At 45.4% G+C, this 19,575-nt stretch carries 10 protein-coding genes and 1 riboswitch; of the genes, 8 read left to right on the top strand and 2 right to left on the bottom strand.

What is annotated here, in order from left to right; all coding sequences use genetic code 11:
- The first annotated feature begins 108 nt into the window (after nucleotides 1-108).
- A riboswitch (cyclic di-AMP (ydaO/yuaA leader) is annotated at nucleotides 109-294 on the top strand.
- A gap of 105 nt (nucleotides 295-399) precedes the next feature.
- The 4 genes from ACN6KS_RS25800 to ACN6KS_RS25785 all read left to right on the top strand — a co-directional run bounded on the left by ACN6KS_RS25800 (nucleotide 400) and on the right by ACN6KS_RS25785 (nucleotide 4,774).
- Entirely contained in the window at nucleotides 400-1,209 is an 810-nt protein-coding gene (locus ACN6KS_RS25800; RefSeq protein ID WP_179281653.1) for an alpha/beta fold hydrolase, read from the top strand.
- 247 nt (nucleotides 1,210-1,456) lie between these two features.
- A complete protein-coding gene (selD, locus tag ACN6KS_RS25795; RefSeq protein WP_440962446.1) occupies nucleotides 1,457-2,515 on the top strand; it encodes a selenide, water dikinase SelD in 1,059 nt (352 codons plus the stop codon).
- A gap of 57 nt (nucleotides 2,516-2,572) precedes the next feature.
- Entirely contained in the window at nucleotides 2,573-3,610 is a 1,038-nt protein-coding gene (gene mnmH / locus ACN6KS_RS25790; protein ID WP_440960778.1) for a tRNA 2-selenouridine(34) synthase MnmH, read from the top strand.
- 51 nt (nucleotides 3,611-3,661) lie between these two features.
- Nucleotides 3,662-4,774, top strand: coding sequence for a cysteine desulfurase family protein (locus tag ACN6KS_RS25785; protein ID WP_440960777.1), 1,113 nt, complete (start codon nucleotides 3,662-3,664; stop codon nucleotides 4,772-4,774).
- Between the two features lie 144 nt (nucleotides 4,775-4,918).
- Here the strand turns inward: ACN6KS_RS25785 and ACN6KS_RS25780 are convergent, their stop codons facing one another.
- Together ACN6KS_RS25780 and ACN6KS_RS25775 are read right to left on the bottom strand one after the other, a co-directional pair.
- A complete protein-coding gene (locus ACN6KS_RS25780) occupies nucleotides 4,919-7,093 on the bottom strand; it encodes an exosporium glycoprotein BclB-related protein (protein ID WP_440960776.1) in 2,175 nt (724 codons plus the stop codon).
- Between the two features lie 232 nt (nucleotides 7,094-7,325).
- Nucleotides 7,326-8,207 carry a helix-turn-helix transcriptional regulator gene (locus ACN6KS_RS25775; protein ID WP_094873952.1) on the bottom strand — a complete coding sequence of 294 codons (882 nt, stop codon included), beginning with the start codon at nucleotides 8,205-8,207 and terminating at the stop codon, nucleotides 7,326-7,328.
- A gap of 160 nt (nucleotides 8,208-8,367) precedes the next feature.
- On the opposite strand from ACN6KS_RS25775, the gene ACN6KS_RS25770 reads away from it, so the two are divergent.
- The 4 genes from ACN6KS_RS25770 (at nucleotide 8,368) to ACN6KS_RS25755 (ending at nucleotide 19,542) form a co-directional block, all read left to right on the top strand.
- Nucleotides 8,368-9,765 (top strand): MATE family efflux transporter, encoded by a 1,398-nt coding sequence (locus ACN6KS_RS25770; protein WP_440960775.1) that lies wholly within the window; start codon nucleotides 8,368-8,370, stop codon nucleotides 9,763-9,765.
- Between the two features lie 213 nt (nucleotides 9,766-9,978).
- Entirely contained in the window at nucleotides 9,979-10,692 is a 714-nt protein-coding gene (locus tag ACN6KS_RS25765) for a DUF3153 domain-containing protein (protein WP_094873948.1), read from the top strand.
- Between the two features lie 132 nt (nucleotides 10,693-10,824).
- Nucleotides 10,825-11,835, top strand: a complete 1,011-nt coding sequence (locus ACN6KS_RS25760; protein ID WP_094873946.1) for a ketoacyl-ACP synthase III — start codon at nucleotides 10,825-10,827, stop codon at nucleotides 11,833-11,835.
- A gap of 459 nt (nucleotides 11,836-12,294) precedes the next feature.
- The gene (locus ACN6KS_RS25755; protein WP_440960774.1) at nucleotides 12,295-19,542 is read left to right on the top strand and encodes an S-layer homology domain-containing protein; all 7,248 of its coding nucleotides are present in this window, start codon (nucleotides 12,295-12,297) and stop codon (nucleotides 19,540-19,542) included.
- The last annotated feature ends 33 nt before the right edge of the window (nucleotides 19,543-19,575 follow it).

The raw sequence follows: 19,575 nt of genomic DNA, 5'->3' as shown, positions 1-19,575 counted from the left end.
ATGCTCAATATGAAATGAAAAGCATGGCTTTCAACATTATTTTGCCCACAGCTCAACTTTACAAGAAACCTTACACGGAGTATGATTCATCACATAACTGACAATTACATATGAAGTCCGCTTAATTTCCGTTAAGGAAAGCGGGGGAACCAACAACTGGGAACCAGTGTAACAATCGGTACTAGTTATGGGGTGAATCCTGTTCCGGGTGCATAACATGCAACCTTGCAGGTAGGGCAACTCTCACTGCCCGAATCCGACAGCTAACCTCGTAAGCGTATGGAGAGAGGATGAATGGCGTGTTTAGTGATGAATAGCCACAGAGAATCCCTCTGTGGTTTTTTGCTGCGTTTATAAGCAGATACAGTCGTAGAATTTATTATGAAAGAGGTGTTACCTTTGCCTATCGCTAAACTGAACGGAACTTCGCTCTATTACGAAATCAATGGAACTGGCACTCCGGTTGTGTTTATCCATGGACATGGATTAACACACAGTATGTTCAAACCACAACTGGAGTACTTTTCCGATAAATATAAAGTGATTTTGTGCGATTTACGGGGGAATGGCAAGTCAGGTGAACTCCTGGAGGCCCCTAATGAGATTATTGAAACGCAATGTCTGGATCTGATTATGCTGTTAAATGACCTGGGGGTTCGTGAAGCAGTTTTTGTTGGGATCGCCTATGGCGGTTTAGTCGTGCAACATATTGCCAAACAATATCCTGAGCGTGTAAAAGCAATCGTGGTCGCGGATAGCTTCTGTAGGAGCCACGGATCAACCCTAGTAGGGAAAATACAGCTTATGGCAGCGTATTGCAGCTTGCTAATGTATTATCTCCCAAGCGAGCTGGTGCTGCCTTCGATTCGGATGATGTACCGAGAACGTTGGAGTCTCGCCTATAATGAGATTAGAAGAGGGCTGCTGGACAAACGCCCACGGGAGCTATATCGGCAAAGGCTGGCCACGAGCCATGTGGATTACACCAGATGCTTAAAAGCTTTTAACCGTCCTGCTTTATGTATTGTAGGGGACTTTAATGAATTTGGAGTGAATTGTATGAAGGAAATGGTGTCTCAATTGCCGCATGCGCAGTTGGCGATTATCCCGAATGCATTAGATCCGAGTAATCTGTGTCAGCCGGAGCAGTTTAATGCGATTCTTCAACGTTTTTTGGAGAAGCAGCAGGGCACTCAGCAGATTAGCTGATCCTATGAAATTGAGAAAAGAAGGAGTGCTCCCGCAGCCATTGAAATTATGCGGGACACTCCTATTTCATTAGAGCTATAGGGCAGATTTCCCTAAAGAATTGGATTTCAAACCAAAGGCTGACTCAAGGGTAGTGAATGCTACGTGTGAGCCAGCTTTTTTAGTAGCTTCGTATTTTGTACAATGCTGTCTACTGATGTAAGATTAAAGATATTCGACATTAACTATTTAAAGGAGCTGAGTCATGATGTCTCAAGCCGAAACCATAAAATTGACCTCATTATCTTCAAAAGGGGGCTGCGGCTGCAAAATTGGTCCTGCTGATCTCATGCAGGTTATTCGCAGTCTGCCACCAACCGTTCCAAATCCGGATCTACTTGTAGGTCTGGATACCAGTGATGACGCTGGAGTATATCGATTAAGTGATGATCTAGCATTAGTGCAGACTGTTGATTTTTTCACGCCGATCGTGGACGACCCTTATTCCTTTGGGCAAATTGCAGCAGCCAATGCATTAAGTGATATTTATGCTATGGGCGGTAAGCCGCTTACGGTGCTTAATATTGTGGCCTTCCCTATTTCTGTTCTGGACAAAAGCATTCTCGGTGACATTTTGCGCGGTGCAGCAGATAAAGTGCAGGAAGCAGGAGCAACACTTGTGGGCGGACATTCCATCGACGATAAAGAGCCTAAATTTGGATTGGCTGTTACGGGCCTTGTGCATCCGGACAAAGTAAGAACGAATGCAGGTGCGCAGGTAGGAGACAAACTGATTTTGACCAAACCTATCGGTGTGGGCATCTTAACGACTTCTATTAAAAAGGATCAGCTATCCCCAGAAGAAACTACACGCCTTACGACAGTCATGTCTACACTAAATAAAAAAGCGGCTGAAGTCATGGAGCCCTATGATGTACATGCTTGTACAGATGTTACCGGATTTGGGCTGCTGGGACATGCCTCGGAAATGGCAAAAGGGAGCAATCACGGACTGATTATTCGTCAAGGGGATGTACCGATGCTGCCAAGAGTAAGAGAGCTCGCGGAGCAGGGCTTTGTTCCAGGTGGCACTAAGAATAACTTTGCCCATTTGGAGGGCAGTATTCTTTATCCGGAAGAAATGGACCAATTAAGCCGCTATATTCTGTGTGATGCTGTGACTTCTGGCGGACTATTAATCTCTGTTGCTCCTGAACAAAGTGAGGAGTTGCTAAAAGAGTTAGTAGATGCAGGTGTAGAAGCGGCATTGATAGGAGAGGTCACGAAAGAACATCCGGGTCAGATTGCAGTTATAGCTGCGCAATAACGATGGAGTTCAGCTTAGAGGCGACCTAAGAAGTTAGCCACCAGAGGAGAGAGCGCATTGTTTCAGGATATCACACTGGAAGAACTAAGAGTGTTAAAGAATAAGAAGCAGATCACCGTTATCGACGTTCGATCTCCTTCTGAATATAAAGATGCGACATTGCCAGAGAGCTTGAATATTCCTTTTTTTGACGATGACGAACGAGCTGAAGTAGGTACGCTGTATAAACAGACAAGTGTGCAGGCTGCGAAAGAACGCGGTTTGGAGATTGCTGCGGCGAAGCTACCTTCCTTTGTCAAAGAATTTGCTGCGATTCAAGGGGATAAGGCTGTATTCTGCTGGAGGGGAGGTATGCGCAGCCGTACAACTGCGACCGTACTTTCTTTAATGGATATTCACGCTTACCGATTGATTGGCGGCTATAAAGCTTACCGTAAATGGGTGCTCGATGAACTGGAGTCCTTTGAATTCAAGGCGAAGCCTTATGTGATTCATGGAAATACGGGGACAGGCAAAACAAACCTGCTGCATCGCCTGAAAGCGCAAGGCTACCCCATTCTGGATTTGGAAGGAATGGCGGGTCACCGCGGTTCTATCTTTGGCGAGATCGGACTTCATGCAAATAATCAGAAAACGTTCGATAGTCTTCTTTTGGAAGAATTAATTAAGCTTGGGGATGCTCCTTACGTACTGTTTGAAGCAGAGAGCAAGAAGATTGGAAAGGTCGTAATGCCTCCATTTATGACCGAGCAAAAAGAGACCGCAACGCAGATTTGGATTGAACTGCCTTTGCAAGCTCGAGTGCAGCAAATCCTTAAGGATTATCGTCCAGAAGAATATAAAGAACAGTGTATTTCAGCCTTTCGAAGTATCAAATCGCGAATTCATATCCCCATTGCGGCGGAAATCGAACGGTGCTTGCAAGCCGATTTGTTCGGGGAAGCTGTGGCGCTGCTGTTAGAATACTACTATGATCCTAAATATGATTACACGTCTACTCAGTATGAAGGCATTGAGAGAGTTACCTTTAAGGTGAACAATTTAGATGAAGCTGAGGTTGCGGTGCGTTCTTTTTTGAAAAATAATCAGGCTTAATAAGCTTTATGTATCGTGATGTATGAGGGGTTTAGAGGAGGCTCAGTACAAATGATCTATTTAGACTATAACGCTACAACACCTGTAGATAAGGAAGTAGCAGAGGTTATGATTCCTTATCTTTATGGTCATTTTGGCAATCCTTCAAGCAGTCATTCTTTGGGGCAAGAAGCTAAACTCGGAATCGAGCAAGCGAGAACACAGGTGGCTAATTTCCTGAATTGTGCGCCGGGAGAGGTGCTTTTCACCAGTGGGGGTAGTGAATCGAATAATACCGTCATCAAGGGAGTCGCCCAAACCTATCGACATAAAGGCAATCACATTATTGTGTCTGCTGTGGAGCATCCTGCGGTAATTAAACCGTGTCAGTATCTGGAGCAATTGGGCTACACGATTACCTATGTACCTGTTGACGCGTATGGAATGGTGCAGGTAGACGATGTGAAAAAGCAGCTTACAGACCAAACTATACTAGTCTCCATTATGCACTCTAACAACGAAACGGGCACGATTCAGCCGATCAAAGAAATAGCCGAGGTCTGCCACGAACGAGGTGTTTTTGTACATACCGATGCTTCACAGTCCGCTGGAAAAGTAGTACTCGATGTGGCTGAGTTAGCGGTGGATTTTCTAACGCTGGCAGGTCATAAATTATATGCGCCAAAAGGGATTGGAGCACTCTACATCCGAGAGGGCATTCTCATCGAACCATTAGTACACGGAGCGGGGCATGAGCAGGGAAGACGAGCAGGTACCGAAAACACACCTTACATTATTGGATTAGGAAAAGCCTGTGAGCTTGCTTCGGACTCTGCTTCCAGAGAACGTGTGAAAGAGATTGCGGATTATTTCTATGATCGATTGCAGGAGGTTTTTGGCGACAACATTCACCTGAACGGTCATAGGCATAAACGATTGCCCAACACACTTAACATTAGCTTTTTAGGAGCGGTGGGTCACGAAGTGATTGCTTCGCTAGAAGATGTGGCTGCCTCAACAGGCTCAGCTTGTCATTCTGGAGAAACATTGATTTCACCTGTTCTAAAGGCAATGAATGTCTCAGCAAGTATTGGGCAGGGAGCGGTTCGTTTTAGTGTGGGACGGTATACGACGATAACGGAGATCGATGAGGTTATCGGTAAGCTGAAAGGATATTTGTTGTGAATAGATTGCCAGTGGTGGAGTAGCTAATGGCGCTTGTGTGATTCCGGAAAATCTAGAAGTTGAATCTGCATATCGTATATTTTAAAAAAAAGCATCTGTCACTCCTTCAAAAGGATAGGCAGATGCTTTTATTGATTTTAGCGATTATACAATTGTAAAGCCAGCACTTGCATAACCAGTGACTGTATTTACAAGGGTGAGACCTGTGGCAGTAGCTGAGAATACCATAAGCAGACGTGTCTGCGGTGTTACAGCAAAATCGATACCATTTGTAACTCCGCTGACAAACGTACCTAGAGTAATAGCGCCTGTGATAGGTGGCAGTGGTACTATTGCTCCAGGAATAGGAGTGAATGTGTTATTTGGTGTGGCAGATTGGTACAATTGTGCTGTCACAGTTACAGTAGTACCAATAAGTGATAGAGCTATGGTATTACTGAAGTAAGCAGCAAGGGATGTTATCACTCCAGCACGCGGAGTCGAGAATGCAAAGTTGATAAGAGGTCCAAGAACTGTACCTGTCAAATCTATATTCCCGCCAACAAGAGAAATGCCTGTGGCTGAACTTCCGAAGCCAACAAGGCTTGTTGTTCCAACCAAACCACCTAAAATCGTAGTCATAATAATAGGTCCACCGGAAGCCAACGGAATGATTGCACCAGCCCCGGTTGCACCAGTAACGCCAGTAACCCCGGTAACACCCGTAGCTCCCGCAAGCCCAGCCGTACCCGTCGCACCCGTTGGCCCCGCAAGCCCAGCCGTACCCGTCGCACCCGTAGCTCCCGCAAGCCCAGCCGTACCCGTCGCACCCGTAGCTCCCGCAAGCCCAGCCGTACCCGTCGCACCCGTAGCTCCAGCAAGCCCGGCCGTACCCGTCGCACCTGTAGCTCCCGCAAGCCCGGCCGTACCCGTCGCACCTGTAGCTCCAGCAAGCCCGGCCGTACCCGTCGCACCCGTTGGCCCCGCAAGCCCAGCCGTACCCGTCGCACCTGTAGCTCCAGCAAGCCCAGCCGTACCCGTCGCACCCGTCGGTCCAGCAAGCCCGGCCGTACCCGTCGCACCCGTCGGTCCAGCAAGCCCGGCCGTGCCCGTCGCACCTGTAGCTCCAGCAAGCCCGGCCGTACCCGTCGCACCCGTTGGCCCCGCAAGCCCAGCCGTACCCGTCGCACCCGTCGGTCCAGCAAGCCCGGCCGTACCCGTCGCACCCGTCGGTCCAGCAAGCCCGGCCGTACCCGTCGCACCTGTAGCTCCCGCAAGCCCGGCCGTACCCGTCGCACCCGTCGGTCCAACCAGCCCGGCCGTGCCCGTCGCACCTGTAGCTCCCGCAAGCCCGGCCGTACCCGTAGCCCCCGTCGGCCCCGCAAGTCCGGCCGTACCCGTCGCACCTGTAGCTCCCGCAAGCCCAGCCGTACCCGTCGCACCAGTCGGTCCAGTTGCCCCTGCTCCAGGACCTGTCGGTCCCTGTATTCCTTGCGCTCCTTGTGCTCCTTGTGCTCCTTGAGGTCCTTGAGGTCCTTGAGGTCCTTGAGGTCCTTGAGGTCCTTGAGGTCCTTGAGGTCCTTGAAGTCCCTGAGATCCCTGAGATCCTGGTGCTCCCTGCGCTCCCGTCGCGCCTGTCGCTCCACCAGCAATTAATAAATAATCTGACGAACTACCTGGTGTTCCTTTGGGTCCAGCAACAGTAGCTATATAAGTGCTGCCATTAAAGGTTACTACTTGACCCGCTGGATAAGAAGGACTTTGTGCGGGATTGAAGACTACAATACCTTGCAGTCCTGCACCAGTAGATCCTTGAGGACCCTGGAGTCCTTGAGGACCTTGGAGTCCCTGAGGACCCTGAGGACCCTGTGGCCCCGTCGCACCCTTAATAGGTAAGCCAAGTGCTTGTGAAATAGAAGCCTGAATATGTCTGATTTGAATGACCAACTGATCTTTGCAATGAGCGTCAATCTTCGTAGCGAGAATAAAAGATAATAACTCGGCTAACAGCTGTTGAAGATTGGTGCCAACGCTTACGACTGAGAAGGGACTGACTTCAGTAGAAACAATGGTTATTTCTACTACAGAAAGAAGCTCCGTTCTAAAAGGGCTGCATATCTTAGCGTCATGCAAGAATTCCATGAGTTCTCTTAACACTCTTTGAAGATTCGTAATATGAAGTGTTGTGGGATTCGTAAGCGCGGGAGGTACCACTGCAGAGAGCTCAGTGACTATTTTTAATAGAGCGGCACACTCCCTTTTTCTAATAGGACTGCTTATTCTTCCTTGCTTGTTTAGGATAGCGTCACCTTTAAAGGGTCTATGATTATGTTCCGACATGTTACTGTATCTCCTCCTTGAGCTTCTCCTCTTCATTCCTTTAAAAATTGGGAACCTGCCCAATCAGCATATTCAGAGAAATGGAAGTTGTTACAGTAATCGCTCTGGAAGTCGATACACATGAACCTACATCAAAAAGGCAAGCCACTGCTAATACGGTAGCTGCCTTTTTGATAGAGTAGTTAATTAACATCGCTCTTCATAAGAGCGATTCTTTTATATTGAAGGGCAATTACGAGAAACGTTGGCGGAATTCCCGTGGAGTGGTTCCTTCAATACGGACGAAGCTGGAGCTGAAATAAGGTGCTTGATTGAAGCCAACCTCCTCGGCGATCCGGGCAATCGTGTAACTGGTCTGCATCAGCAATAGCTTACTCTGCTGAATTCGGTAGTGCAGCAGGTAATCCATAGGTGCACAGCCATATTCCTTTTTCATGCAACGAGCGATATATACAGGATGAAAGTTCAGGTTCTCCCCTAGCTGCTGTGCTGTGATACGCTCACGGAAATGACTGCGCAAATAGGAGGCAGCTTGCTCTGCACATATTTTGGAGGGAGAGGGACGCTCATGGCGCAGAGAGGCAGATAATTGCTGGAGAACCTCTTGAAATAGCAACTGCTGCTGAAATGGAGTATCGCTCAAATGGGAATTAGGCGCTAGTTGATTCAGCTGCGAGAGCAGTTCTTCCATCTTGGACGGTTGTAGCAGAGAGGTATATTGGGGCAGCTGTAAGGTAAAAGTGCGTATATTAAATTCGTCTGAATGAAGAGGATGCTCCACTCTGGTATGTTCTGTCTCTGGTGTTGAAGCTGTAGCCTCGGAAATATTCCAATCGCCCACTGTCTGAAAATGCAGCCAATAATAAGAGGTGTGTTCCTTGCAGCTGTCCGTACTGAAATGATGGCTATCTGGACGAAGAAGCAGTGCCTGACCTGCGCGTACCTGAAAGGTGAGACCTCCTTCATTCATATATAGGCAGCCCTGCTTGACTACAAGCAAGTCAAATACCTTAATATTGTGGCGGCTCATGTGGTAATGCCCTGGTGAGAAGGTGTGCAATCCACTTACGATATAATAGAGCATTGGCGGGACGGTGAAATTAATAATGTTCATGGAGAGATCTCCTTTTATGAGGTTGATATAATGAAATTATTGGTTTGAAATATGTACCATCACCAAAAGTATATCATCTATAATTTAGTCTGACCTAAAGAAGAAATATGCTGTATCTTAGGTCCAATATGCATGTTTGGTTTAAGGGGAGGTTTATTTAGTGAAAAAAGAAAGACAGGGCTTTGGACTATGGGTATTGGCTTGGCCTATATTTATAGAGGTGTTTCTTCAGACCCTGCTAGGTACGGTGGATACACTCATGGTCAGCCGTATTTCAGACGATGCAGTCGCCGTAGTCGGCATTTCTAATCAATTGTTCGGTGCGTTGACCACACTTTTTACCACCTTTGCGGGCGGGGCGGGGATCCTGATCGCGCAAAGAATGGGTTCAAAACGTTTCAGCGAAGCACGTACGATTGCAATTATGGGCGTATCGGTTAGTCTCATTCTTGGTATTGTCGTGAGTATCATCCTGTTCTTCTATGCGGGTCCAATAGCGGGGATTCTAAATATTTCGCCTGAGCTATTATCACTGTCCAATATTTATATCTCGTATGTCGGTGGCGGTCTATTTTTGGTGGGGATGATTGCTTCCCTGGGAACAGCGATTCGTAATACAGGGAACACCAGAGGTCCAATGTACACAGGGGTCATAATAAATGTCATTCACATTATTCTGAACTATACCTTTATATTCGGGATGTTCGGTCTGCCACAGCTAGGGCTTGCGGGAATCGCAATCTCAAGTATTATCAGTAGACTGGTCGGAGTGATCATGCTGTATACCATGTTTAGAGGTTCCTTCGAGATTAAGATTAGACTTAGGGATTTCCGTATACTCAACGGCAAGCTATTCAAGGAAATTATAAAGATTGCTTGGCCACTTGGAATTAATTCTTCCTGCTGGGTGTTCTCGCAGTTGATTGTCTATTCCTTTCTAGCCGCACTGGGTGCAGAAGCGTTAGCCGCACGGACTTATCTCAATACCTTAGAATCCTTTTGCTTCACGTTAGGTTATGCAATCGCTCTGGCTGGACAGATACAGATCGCGCATTTGTTCGGGGCAGGGAAGCTGAAGGAGGCTTATCGTAGTGCATATCGCACGCTGTATATCGGCTTGTCTATTGTATCAGCGAACATGTTACTGCTATTTCTTTTCGGCAGGAATCTACTAGGTTATTTCACTTCCGACCCGCGGATTATTGCGATTGGGATTTCTCTACTGGCTCTAAATCTCCTACTCCAGCCTTGCAAAATGCTGAACATGGGCATGGGTAATGCGCTGAACGCCATCGGTGATACCCGTTATACGATGTATACTTCTATCGTGTCTATGTCCATTATTGGAGTTGGTTGTTCCTATTGGTTTGGAATCAGCTTAGGCTGGGGGCTCACAGGGATCTACTGCTGTATGATTGCTGATGAGTTTGTGCGGGGGATGCTTGTTCTAATGCGCTGGAGAGGTAGGAAAGTTCTCCGTCAGGCGGATATTTTAAAAAACGAAGAGAATGCATCTATTCACAGAGGGAGTAAAAGAAGGACCTCCCTTAGCATTTAAGGAATGAATAGAATACAGAAAGCGATTTGCCTGTGGTTTTTTGGAGAAAGAGGTGATCTTATGAGTAGAACTTATTACTTTGAGATAACCTCTTTTTTCTGAGAATATATAGGATTAATTTATATTAAGTTTGATTCAAAGGGATAAATGAGTTAGCCTTTAGAGCATGGGTAGCTGTTTTAGGAATACATACTATTGAAGGGTTTGAGAAAAATGCCGTTAAAATGGAGAGGCTTGACGATCCTAGTACTGCTCTTAATGATGATATTAATATCGGGATGTTCTAATGGTACAGTTCACGTCACGGTGAATAAGAATAAAAGCGTAGATTTAGCAATGAATGTGAAATTGGATTCCCGAACAGAGGCATTGATCAGCGATAAAATGGAGAAGAGTCTGACAGATAAATTGAAGGAGGATGGGATTCAGCTAGAAAAACGACAAGAAGGTAAGTCTACAGTCTATGAAATCCAGAAAAATTACGCTTCATTTGAGGATATAGGTTCAACCTCTATGGGGTTGGATATTGTGGATCTACAGCTCGTTACTAAAAAGAATTTGTTATATACCACGTATGATGTTGAGGCACAGCCTCAATTTAATAGCTATATGGATACCATTATGGATAACATGGGAACATTGAGTTTATCGAAGCCGATTATTCGGGCGGTGCTGAAAAACTTGGCATTTGATTTTAAACTAACGTTGCCAATAGATCTAATTGGTGATAATAATGCAGCTGTTGATGAAGGCAGAACACTTAGTTGGAATGTTACGCTTGGGGATACAGAGCCAATCAAAATGCAGGTTTATGTGCCGAACGTATGGAATATTGTGATCGTGATAATCATCCTAGTAGTGGTGATCATTGCTGCAATTCTATTGTTCGTCAGAAAAAGAAAACACCGTAAAGTAAATCGTGCTTAAGTGAGTCGAGATACGTATTGATAGTGCCGGGAAGCCATGCTGCTTTACCGGCTTTCTTTACTTTATAGCAGGTGTAGAGTTATAATTAGTACCAAGTACTAATATCAGATACTAATTGAAGAGGTGATTGGAATGACAGGTGCAAAAATTACAGCTATCGGAACTTATGTCCCGGCAAAAAGATTGACGAATGCCGATCTTGAGCAGATGGTGGATACTAATAATGAGTGGATTGTTCAGCGGACTGGAATTCGTGAACGCAGAATTAGTCGAGAGGATGAATACACAAGTGATTTATGTGTAGCTGCAGTACAGGACCTAATGAAACGTTATGGAAAAAGCGTTCAGGATGTCGACATGGTCTTGGTAGCTACTAGTACACCTGATTTTTCCTTTCCCTCTGTAGCTTCTTTGATTCAAGACCGTTTAAATATTCCACAGACTGCTGGAGCTATAGATTTGAGCGCAGCCTGTGCGGGTTTTGTATATGGGCTTCATACGGCTCATAGCTATGTCGCTTCAGGGATGCACCGTAAGGTTCTAGTGATTGGTGCGGATACGATCTCCAAGATTACCGATTACACTGATCGAAGTACATGTATCCTTTTTGGTGATGGAGCTGGGGCAGTGCTTGTGGAGAGTGATAAGGAATCGACGGGATTTTTAGGCTTTCAGCTAGCTAGTGATGGCAGCGGGGGGCATCATGTGTATCGCACAGGTCTAGCCCATACGGTTAACAATATTGAACTGGTAGACACACAGATGCTGGTACAGAACGGGCGCGAGGTGTTTCGCTGGGCGGTTAGAACCGTCCCTCTTGGTATACAGCAGTTGCTTAAAAAAGCAGCAGTGGGTCTGGAACAAGTCGACTGGTTTATTCCACACAGCGCGAATATGCGGATGATTGAGCCGATTTGCGAGCGATTGAACTATCCGATGGAGCAAGTGCTGCATAGTCTTGTGAATTTTGGCAATACTTCTGCCGCTACAATTCCTTTAGCCCTTGATTTGGGGATACGTGATGGCAAAGTAAAGAATGGGCAAAAGATTCTAATGTATGGCTTTGGCGCGGGATTGACCCAGGCGGGTCAACTGGTAGAGCTGAACTTAGATGAGCGGGTAGGGGAGCCAACTTCATTGTGAGTTGTTCAGGTAAACATAAAATATAAAAGATTGTAAACATGCGACCGTTTCTCGGTATTTTTCCGAGGGATGGTCGTTTTTGTTTCGTTACTAAAAGTATTTTTGGGCATGTGTTATGCATGTATTTGGCTACTGTTATGATCATATTGGTCTGATAGTATGCAGATGTTATTCATTTGATAGGCGACTTTTGGGATTGAGTTAGGCGTTTTGACCCATATCACAGTCTTTGGATGCATCTTTTGAATTTTACAGATATTTAATGTTATGCAAATAATCCATACCTACAATATACACAGCAGACCCCAGGCTACCAAATAATAGTATGGGATGTACTTTGAATCGGATGAAGAAAGGAGGCGTTATCGAATATATCCGGGATAGGGTAGCTAGCTCTTCTGTCGATGGTGAGTTCTCATGTGATTCAAAACTATAAAATAATGCTTGGGAGAGATGATTTTGTTCAGAAAAGGTAGGAAATTTGTTGCATTATTACTGGCACTCACAGTGATTTGTTCCACAATGCCGAATATCACCCCTGTGTTTGCAGCTGAAGAATCTGAGATTCTATCTGTAGATCAACCAACGACTTCTGTACCGACCGGCCGATATGAAGAAGTACAAACGATCCACCTTACAACTGCAACGCAGAATGCTGACGTTTACTATACACTCGACGGCACGCTTCCGGATATTAATAGTTTGAAATATAACGGGCCGATCCTAATTTCCAAAACAACAAATTTGTCAGCCATTGCGATCAAAAATGGCGTGGCAAGTAAAGGAGTAACCTTCTCTTATATCATCAAGACCAAAGAAAAGCCCTTGCTCCAGTTTGTAGCGATGTCAGACGTACATGTAGGCTCACATGCTTCAGCGGATGCCCGTTATACCCAATTCTTTGATACGATAGGGTCGATTTTCCCGAACCCGGATGCAATACTCGTCGTTGGCGATATGATTAATGATAATGGGAATGACAAGCCCAATGATCATGTGATGGTTCGAGAAATTTTTGAGCAAAATTTAGCTAGAAAGCAGTGGAATAACACCCAAATCCGGATGGCTATAGGCAACCACGATTCCACCGTTGCTAAAGTCAACGAACATTATCCTGCGGACTGGTTCACAAGCCAGCCGAATGGCTACTATGAATCTGAAATCGGTGGCTATCATTTCATATTTTTAAACGGGAACAATTACAACTCAGATACAGGTCAGCGTAATTGGCTAAAGGGTAGACTTGCAGAACTCACAGCTGATCCGAAAAATCAGAATACCCCCATCTTCGTGAATGTGCACCAGCCTATATCGAATACGGTAATGGATGGGCAACAGGCATCCAATCCTAATCTTTATACGGATCTCAAAGACTATCCTCAAGTGATTACCTTCTCAGGACATTCCCATCTGAATATTAGTGATGATCGCTCCATTTACCAGAAGGATTTCACTTCAGTTAACCTTGGCTCCATGTCTTACATTGAATCCGATCGAGGCTACTCCCAAGTGACTAAGAAGGGACTTGAAGGACGTTTTGAATTTCCTGTCAGTCAGGCCGACTTCGTTGAGGTATATGCGGATCGGGTTGAAGTGGATCGTATTGCGTTTAACGCAGATCCTGGAGATATCTACACAGACGGTAAATGGACGGCTGAGCCGCAGCCTCCATTCAACAGTGCGGGTACAGTTGCTGGAGAGAAGTGGGTCATTCAGCTAAAAGGCTCAACGAATGAAGCTATGAAGAGCAATTTCAAGTACACTACGGCTAACCGTAATAAGGTTGCTCCTGTATTCAATAGTGAACTCGGCATAACGAATCAGGATACGGTACCTTTACTTTCCTTTAAGCAAGCGAAAGATGATCAATCTATGCATCATTATGAAATCAATGTCATCGATAAAAGGTCTGGAGTCAGCAGCAAATCTGTAAATGTATTCTCTGACTATTACTTTTCCCCGATTCCGAATGCAATGAATATTCCACTCGAAGGACTTGCTCCTCAAACTTCATACATTGTTCAAGTGACAGCTGTGGATGCCTACGGGAATCGCTCTGCAACGCTAGAGCAATCGTTCACAGCCGGCAATGAAGGACCTGAACTGACGCCAATTGATCCATCGACCATGTGGAAGGATCTAGTTGTCGATATGAAATTGGATGGTAACCTATCCGATGAAGCTAAAGACGTGACAGGGCTAGCAAGTCTAGCAGGCAATGTAACGTATGTCGATGGTAAAGCCAATAAAGCTGCGCTCATTGCAGCGGGTAATAGTAATTATATTGATTTGGGCAGGCGTGATGATTTGAAATTCGGAGCAGGAAGCTTCACCGTGTCTTTCTGGCACAAAGGCAATCTTTCCGGGGATCAGACTATCCTTTCCAATAAAAACTGGAATAGTGGAAGTAACCTAGGCTGGTATATTGGACCTGCCTCCACCAATGGTATGACCTTAAATATTAGTGATGGAACGAAAAGAGCGGATATTACAGCATCAAGTGTAGGAATGGAGTGGCATCTCTTTACCATTACAGCGGACAGAACAAACAACTTAGCAAAAGTTTATGTAGATGGGACGGAGAAGGCATCGGGGAGTATTGCCTCGCTTGGTACTCAAAGTGTAGATACAACCTTTAACACGCTGATTGGTGTGGATGGCAACAAAGGAAATGGCGGAGCAACGATTACCATAGATGATCTGAGAATTTGGAAGAGATCTCTCACAGCCACGGAAAACAAAGCATTGTCGGATTCCTATAAGGGTGTTCAGCTTTTTACCTTTGAACAGCTCACTACATTAATTCATGACGCTGCATCCTTTCAACAGAACAGCGATAAAGTCAGTGGTGTATCTTACCCGAAAGACCAGCTGGGCGAGCTTGCAAGCCAACTTCAGAAAGCCAGACAACTGACGGCAAGTAATAGCCCAACCGAAATTGACCTTGCTTATGTCGAGCTTCAGTGGGTCTATAAAAAAATACAACAGGCAGCAATATATTCCTTTATTCCTAAGAACGCATTCACTATCGACTCCTTTAGTTCTTATGCGGACAATGAAAATGCCAATGCTGCGAACATCCTTGATAACGATACGGCTACGATTTGGCATTCCAAATGGCAGGAGCCTGTCGCTTCATTTCCACATTGGGTCATTATCGACATGAAGGGTAGTAAGAACTTAACTGGTATTGGGCGCACTAGCCGCTTAAGTCAGACGGCTCTGGAATTTCCAAAGGATTTTGAACTCTACGCCTCGGATCAATTATCGGATTTGACCGATCCGGTGTACCTGAGTAATCCGGCGAATAAAGCGAGCGGTACATTCCAGAAAACCTGGAAAGGCACGAGCTATCAAGATTTCAATAGGCTGGATAAAGCGATACAAGGCAGATATGTGAAATTTGTTGTCACGAGCACCTATAACCCAACCGTTTTATTCACCAGTATGAGTGAGATCGATTTTACCGGTAGCTCAGTATTCTCTGCGGACGCACTTCTACAGATGTCCTTCGAGAATAATTTGGAGGATCAATCTGTAAATGCTATACCGGCAACACCGGTTAAAGATCCACAGTTCGTGAAAGGTCGCGTCGGACAAGCCTTGAGTATCGATTCCAAGAGTTCAGCGCTGCAATATGTTGATCTTGGCAAACCAACAAGTCTGCAATTCGGCAAGGACAAGAACTTCTCGTTCGCATTTTGGGTTAAATCACCTTCTGTCTCAGGAGACCCTGCGATTCTATCCAATAAGAATTGGGATTCTGGTGCAAATGTAGGTTATGCCTTAGCGCTGAAGGGAAGTGCACTTCAATGGAACTTCAATACATCCGGCGAATCGCGTGCAGATGCCCAAATTCCAAATGTTGTAGATGGCACCTGGCATCATATCGCCATATCGCATGATCGTGCTTCAGGGCGAGTTGATTTTTATAAAGATGGTGTTCCTGTAAATGTGACCAAAGTTAATGGCTCGAACTATCAGGGGATCGCAAGTACCATGACGATTGCAGGTCGAAAGGGTACGCTGGATACAGGATTGTCAACCATGATCGGAAATGATGGTACAGGCAATTACAGCAATGCGCTGCAAGTACAGCTTGATGAGCTTCATATGTATGGAAGAGCATTAACCGCTCAGGAAGTTTCTAATATGTATAACAGTGCTCCGCCGCTTGCTTCCATTGAGGATTTTTCAGGTTCATTAAATCTGATCGGAGCTAAGCACACGATTCAAGGTACGCAATTCCGATATAACCTAGATCTGCGTACACCTGATATGACGACTAAAGTGGACAAAGCTGTCGTTGAGATAGCCTATGATCCAGCACAATTCGAATTTGTCAGCGCATCTCGCGCAACGAAGACAGACACTTCGACCCTTGGTATCGTTAGACTAGAACTGCCAGGGGGTAATGTCTATAACATCGAGAATCCGCTGGAGTATGCGAAATCCAGAATTTCGGAGCTTAAATTCAATACGCTTGGTGCTTCCGGCCAAGGTATCATCGAAGTAAAGCATGCAGATTTCTATACCGGATCAACAAAACTAACGATTAAGGCATTTGAATCGGTGCCTGCCGTTATTCAGATCCATGCCAAAGCTTCCGAAGATCTTAATGAAGATGGTTATGTTACGATAGGTGACCTTGCACTTGCGAAAGGCATTTCGGATAAAGAGTTAACAGATATTGCAGCCGAGGTCCAATACCAGCCCTATAAACGTGTAGTAGTTATCGGGATTGATGGTGGAGGTGTATCCGTCTCAAAAGATGCTCCTTATTGGGAGACACCTAGCTCCAAGAAAGAAAAGGTAGGCGATCGTCTGCAAATTCCAGCCATTCGCAATATTATCGAGCATGGAGCCATTAGCTATACGGCCAAAACCACGTTACCATCCAGCTCGTCTCCAAACTGGGGCTCGATGATTAATGGTGTTGGTTATGAGAAGCATGGTCTATATAATGACGATACCGCAGCCTACACGTACAGTGAATCATGGGACTACCCAACGGTATTCAAAAAAATAAGAGAGGCATTACCTGCTACGAAACAAACGGTGTTCTCTACATGGAGCAACATTGTTCAGGGGCATATTGAACCTTCTGTTGGTGTTGAAGGCTATTCCTTGGGGGATGAAGAGGATGTAGCGGCATTCACGCAATACGCAGCTAGCGGCAAAGCGAAAGATACCTCGTTAATTTTCTTCCAATTGGATGATATGGATGGGGCTGGCCACGGTGAAGGGTTCTATACGAAGGCGTACTATGAACAACTAAAGAAGACGGACAAGAATGTTCAGACTATTTATGATGCTTTAAAGAACAATGATTTGCTGGAAGACACGCTTATCCTCATGCTGCCTGACCATGGTGGGGGCAAAGAGAATGCAGACGGAACTTTGGGTATGGCAACAAGTCACGGGCAAGATGAGCCCCTTGCCACCACAATCTTCTTCGCAGCGAATGGTAGAACGGTAGCCACCGAAGCAGGCAAGGAAAAATTATTGCAAGGTGGGAATACAAGAGACTTGGCTGCAACGGTGCTAACTGCACTTGGCTTGAATCCGGCCATTGGAGATTCTCATGTCATTGACGGTATGTTCATACCGCAGACCGAGCAGAAACAATCGGGTGCTGCAGATTTACAATTCACGAAAGTAGTGGATGCTGCTACACAACAGCTCAAAGGTTATGAAGTATCGATCAACAATGCTATTTCAGATGTGACAGCCATCGATTTGAACATAGACGCTAGTACCCTTAACTTCTCATCGATTGAACCGGCTCAACCAGGTGTTAAGATGGTTCGTAAAGAGACGGTTAATGGAGCGACAAGAATCATTCTAACGTCAACAAATGGCATTCAAGCAAATGCTCCTATTGTTAAGCTAGAAGTAACACCGCAAGAAAAGGCTACTGCTGTACAAATTACGCAAGCGATGATTGCAGATGCGAAAGGGCATGAAACGATGCCGAATTTGACCACTGCAACTAAAGAAGTACAGATCTCTCAGGCAACACTAGTAGATCTTCAGATAAACGGTCAATCGTTGATGGGCTTCACACCGGATCAAATGAATTATTCGGTTCGTGTACCTAATAATGTTTCGGTCGCAGAGGTTACTTATAAGGTGGCAGATCCTTTGCTAAGTGTTCATGTCATGGGTGGTAAATCTCTGCAAGTAGGCGAGAATCTTGTGGAAGTGCATGTTCAAGCTCCAGACGGCAGCTCGAATATGTATACGATTATCGTCATCCGTGAGTCAGAATCCTTACCTAACCAAATTCTGCTGTCCGATCTACGAATGAATGGGGAAACTCTGCCAGCTTTTGCACCTAGTACGTTGAACTATAACGTAACGGTTCCCTATAGTACGTCGGTAACGGATATTACCTATACGGCATACGATCCGACTAGCGTAGTTAAGATTACAGGTAGTGGAGATTTACATGTCGGCACTAATATGATCACCGTAACTGTGACAGCTCAAGATGGAACCAAACAGATTTACACAATTACTGTTATGCGCAAAAATGATACGTCGACAACACCACCAACGGGTGGGGGGAACCCAGGATCAAGCGTTACGCCGCCAGTGGTGGTGAAGCCGGAGCTGCCCGCAGGGGCGGTTGTTATCCCAGATGAACTCTTAACGAAGAGTGCTGAAGGAAACATCATCTTACAGCTTCAAGGAGATAAGAATCAAGTAATGATTCCGATCGATCAACTTGATCAGATCGGCAATAGGGATCTAGAGATACAAGTGAATGGGGTTCGTACCATTATGTCCTCCAAAGTATTGAACGAGCTTCGTAAGCTTCTGCCATCAACTGCGAAGACAGCAACAATACTTTTGAAGATGGAAGCTATTCAATCAAATCAACTAACAATAACTCCACCGTATTCACGGGTTGGTGACATCATGGACTTCTCATTAATCATGTCAGATGAGTCTGGTAATAAATATTCACTGAAGCAATTCCCTATACCCGTGAAGATAACACTACCGATTCTGAATGGAACCAATCCAGCTCTAGCTGGTATTTACCGTATTGAGGACAATGGGAACTTTACCTATCTAGGTGGGACGATGAATCCGTCCAAAACCAGTCTTACCGTAGATTTGAATCATTTTAGCCAATACGTAGTTCTTTCGTTCCAAAGCAGCTATCGAGATATACCTGAAAGTCACTGGGCATACAAGACCATTCAGGAACTATCTGCTAAACAAATTGTGAAGGGAGAATCTGACTCTATGTTTAACCCATCGGGTTCCATCACAAGAGCGGAATATGCAGCTCTCCTCAGCAGAGCGCTTTCCTTAACTGCGAGTCGTCCGACTTCATTCCAAGATATAGACGCTGGATCGTGGTATGAAGAGGCGGTCAATGCAACCTTTGAAGCAGGTATTATTCAAGGCGTATCCGAGGATCGTTTTGACCCGAATCAACAGATTACCCGCGAGGAAATGGCGGCTATGCTGGTAAGAGCCTATGCATATCGTACGGGCGTTAAGCCGGAAGTAAGTTCATTCCATGCGACTAAGGACAGCTCTAAAGTTAGTTCTTGGGCGGTAACCTATGTACAAGGTGCGCTAGAAGCTAAGCTTCTGTCGGGTCATCAGGATGGTAACTTCCTTCCGCAATCGATGACAACCCGTGCCGAGGCAGCTCAGAGTATTTCAAATCTACTTGCGAAATTCTAAAATGAAATGGTAAGCTCCCTAAATGAAAAATCC

The sequence above is a fragment of the Paenibacillus nitricinens genome (assembly GCF_052056485.1).
Lineage (GTDB): Bacteria > Bacillota > Bacilli > Paenibacillales > Paenibacillaceae > Paenibacillus_AQ > Paenibacillus_AQ nitricinens.
Note: the sequence above shows the minus strand (reverse complement) of the source record. Positions and strands in the feature narration are given on the sequence as shown.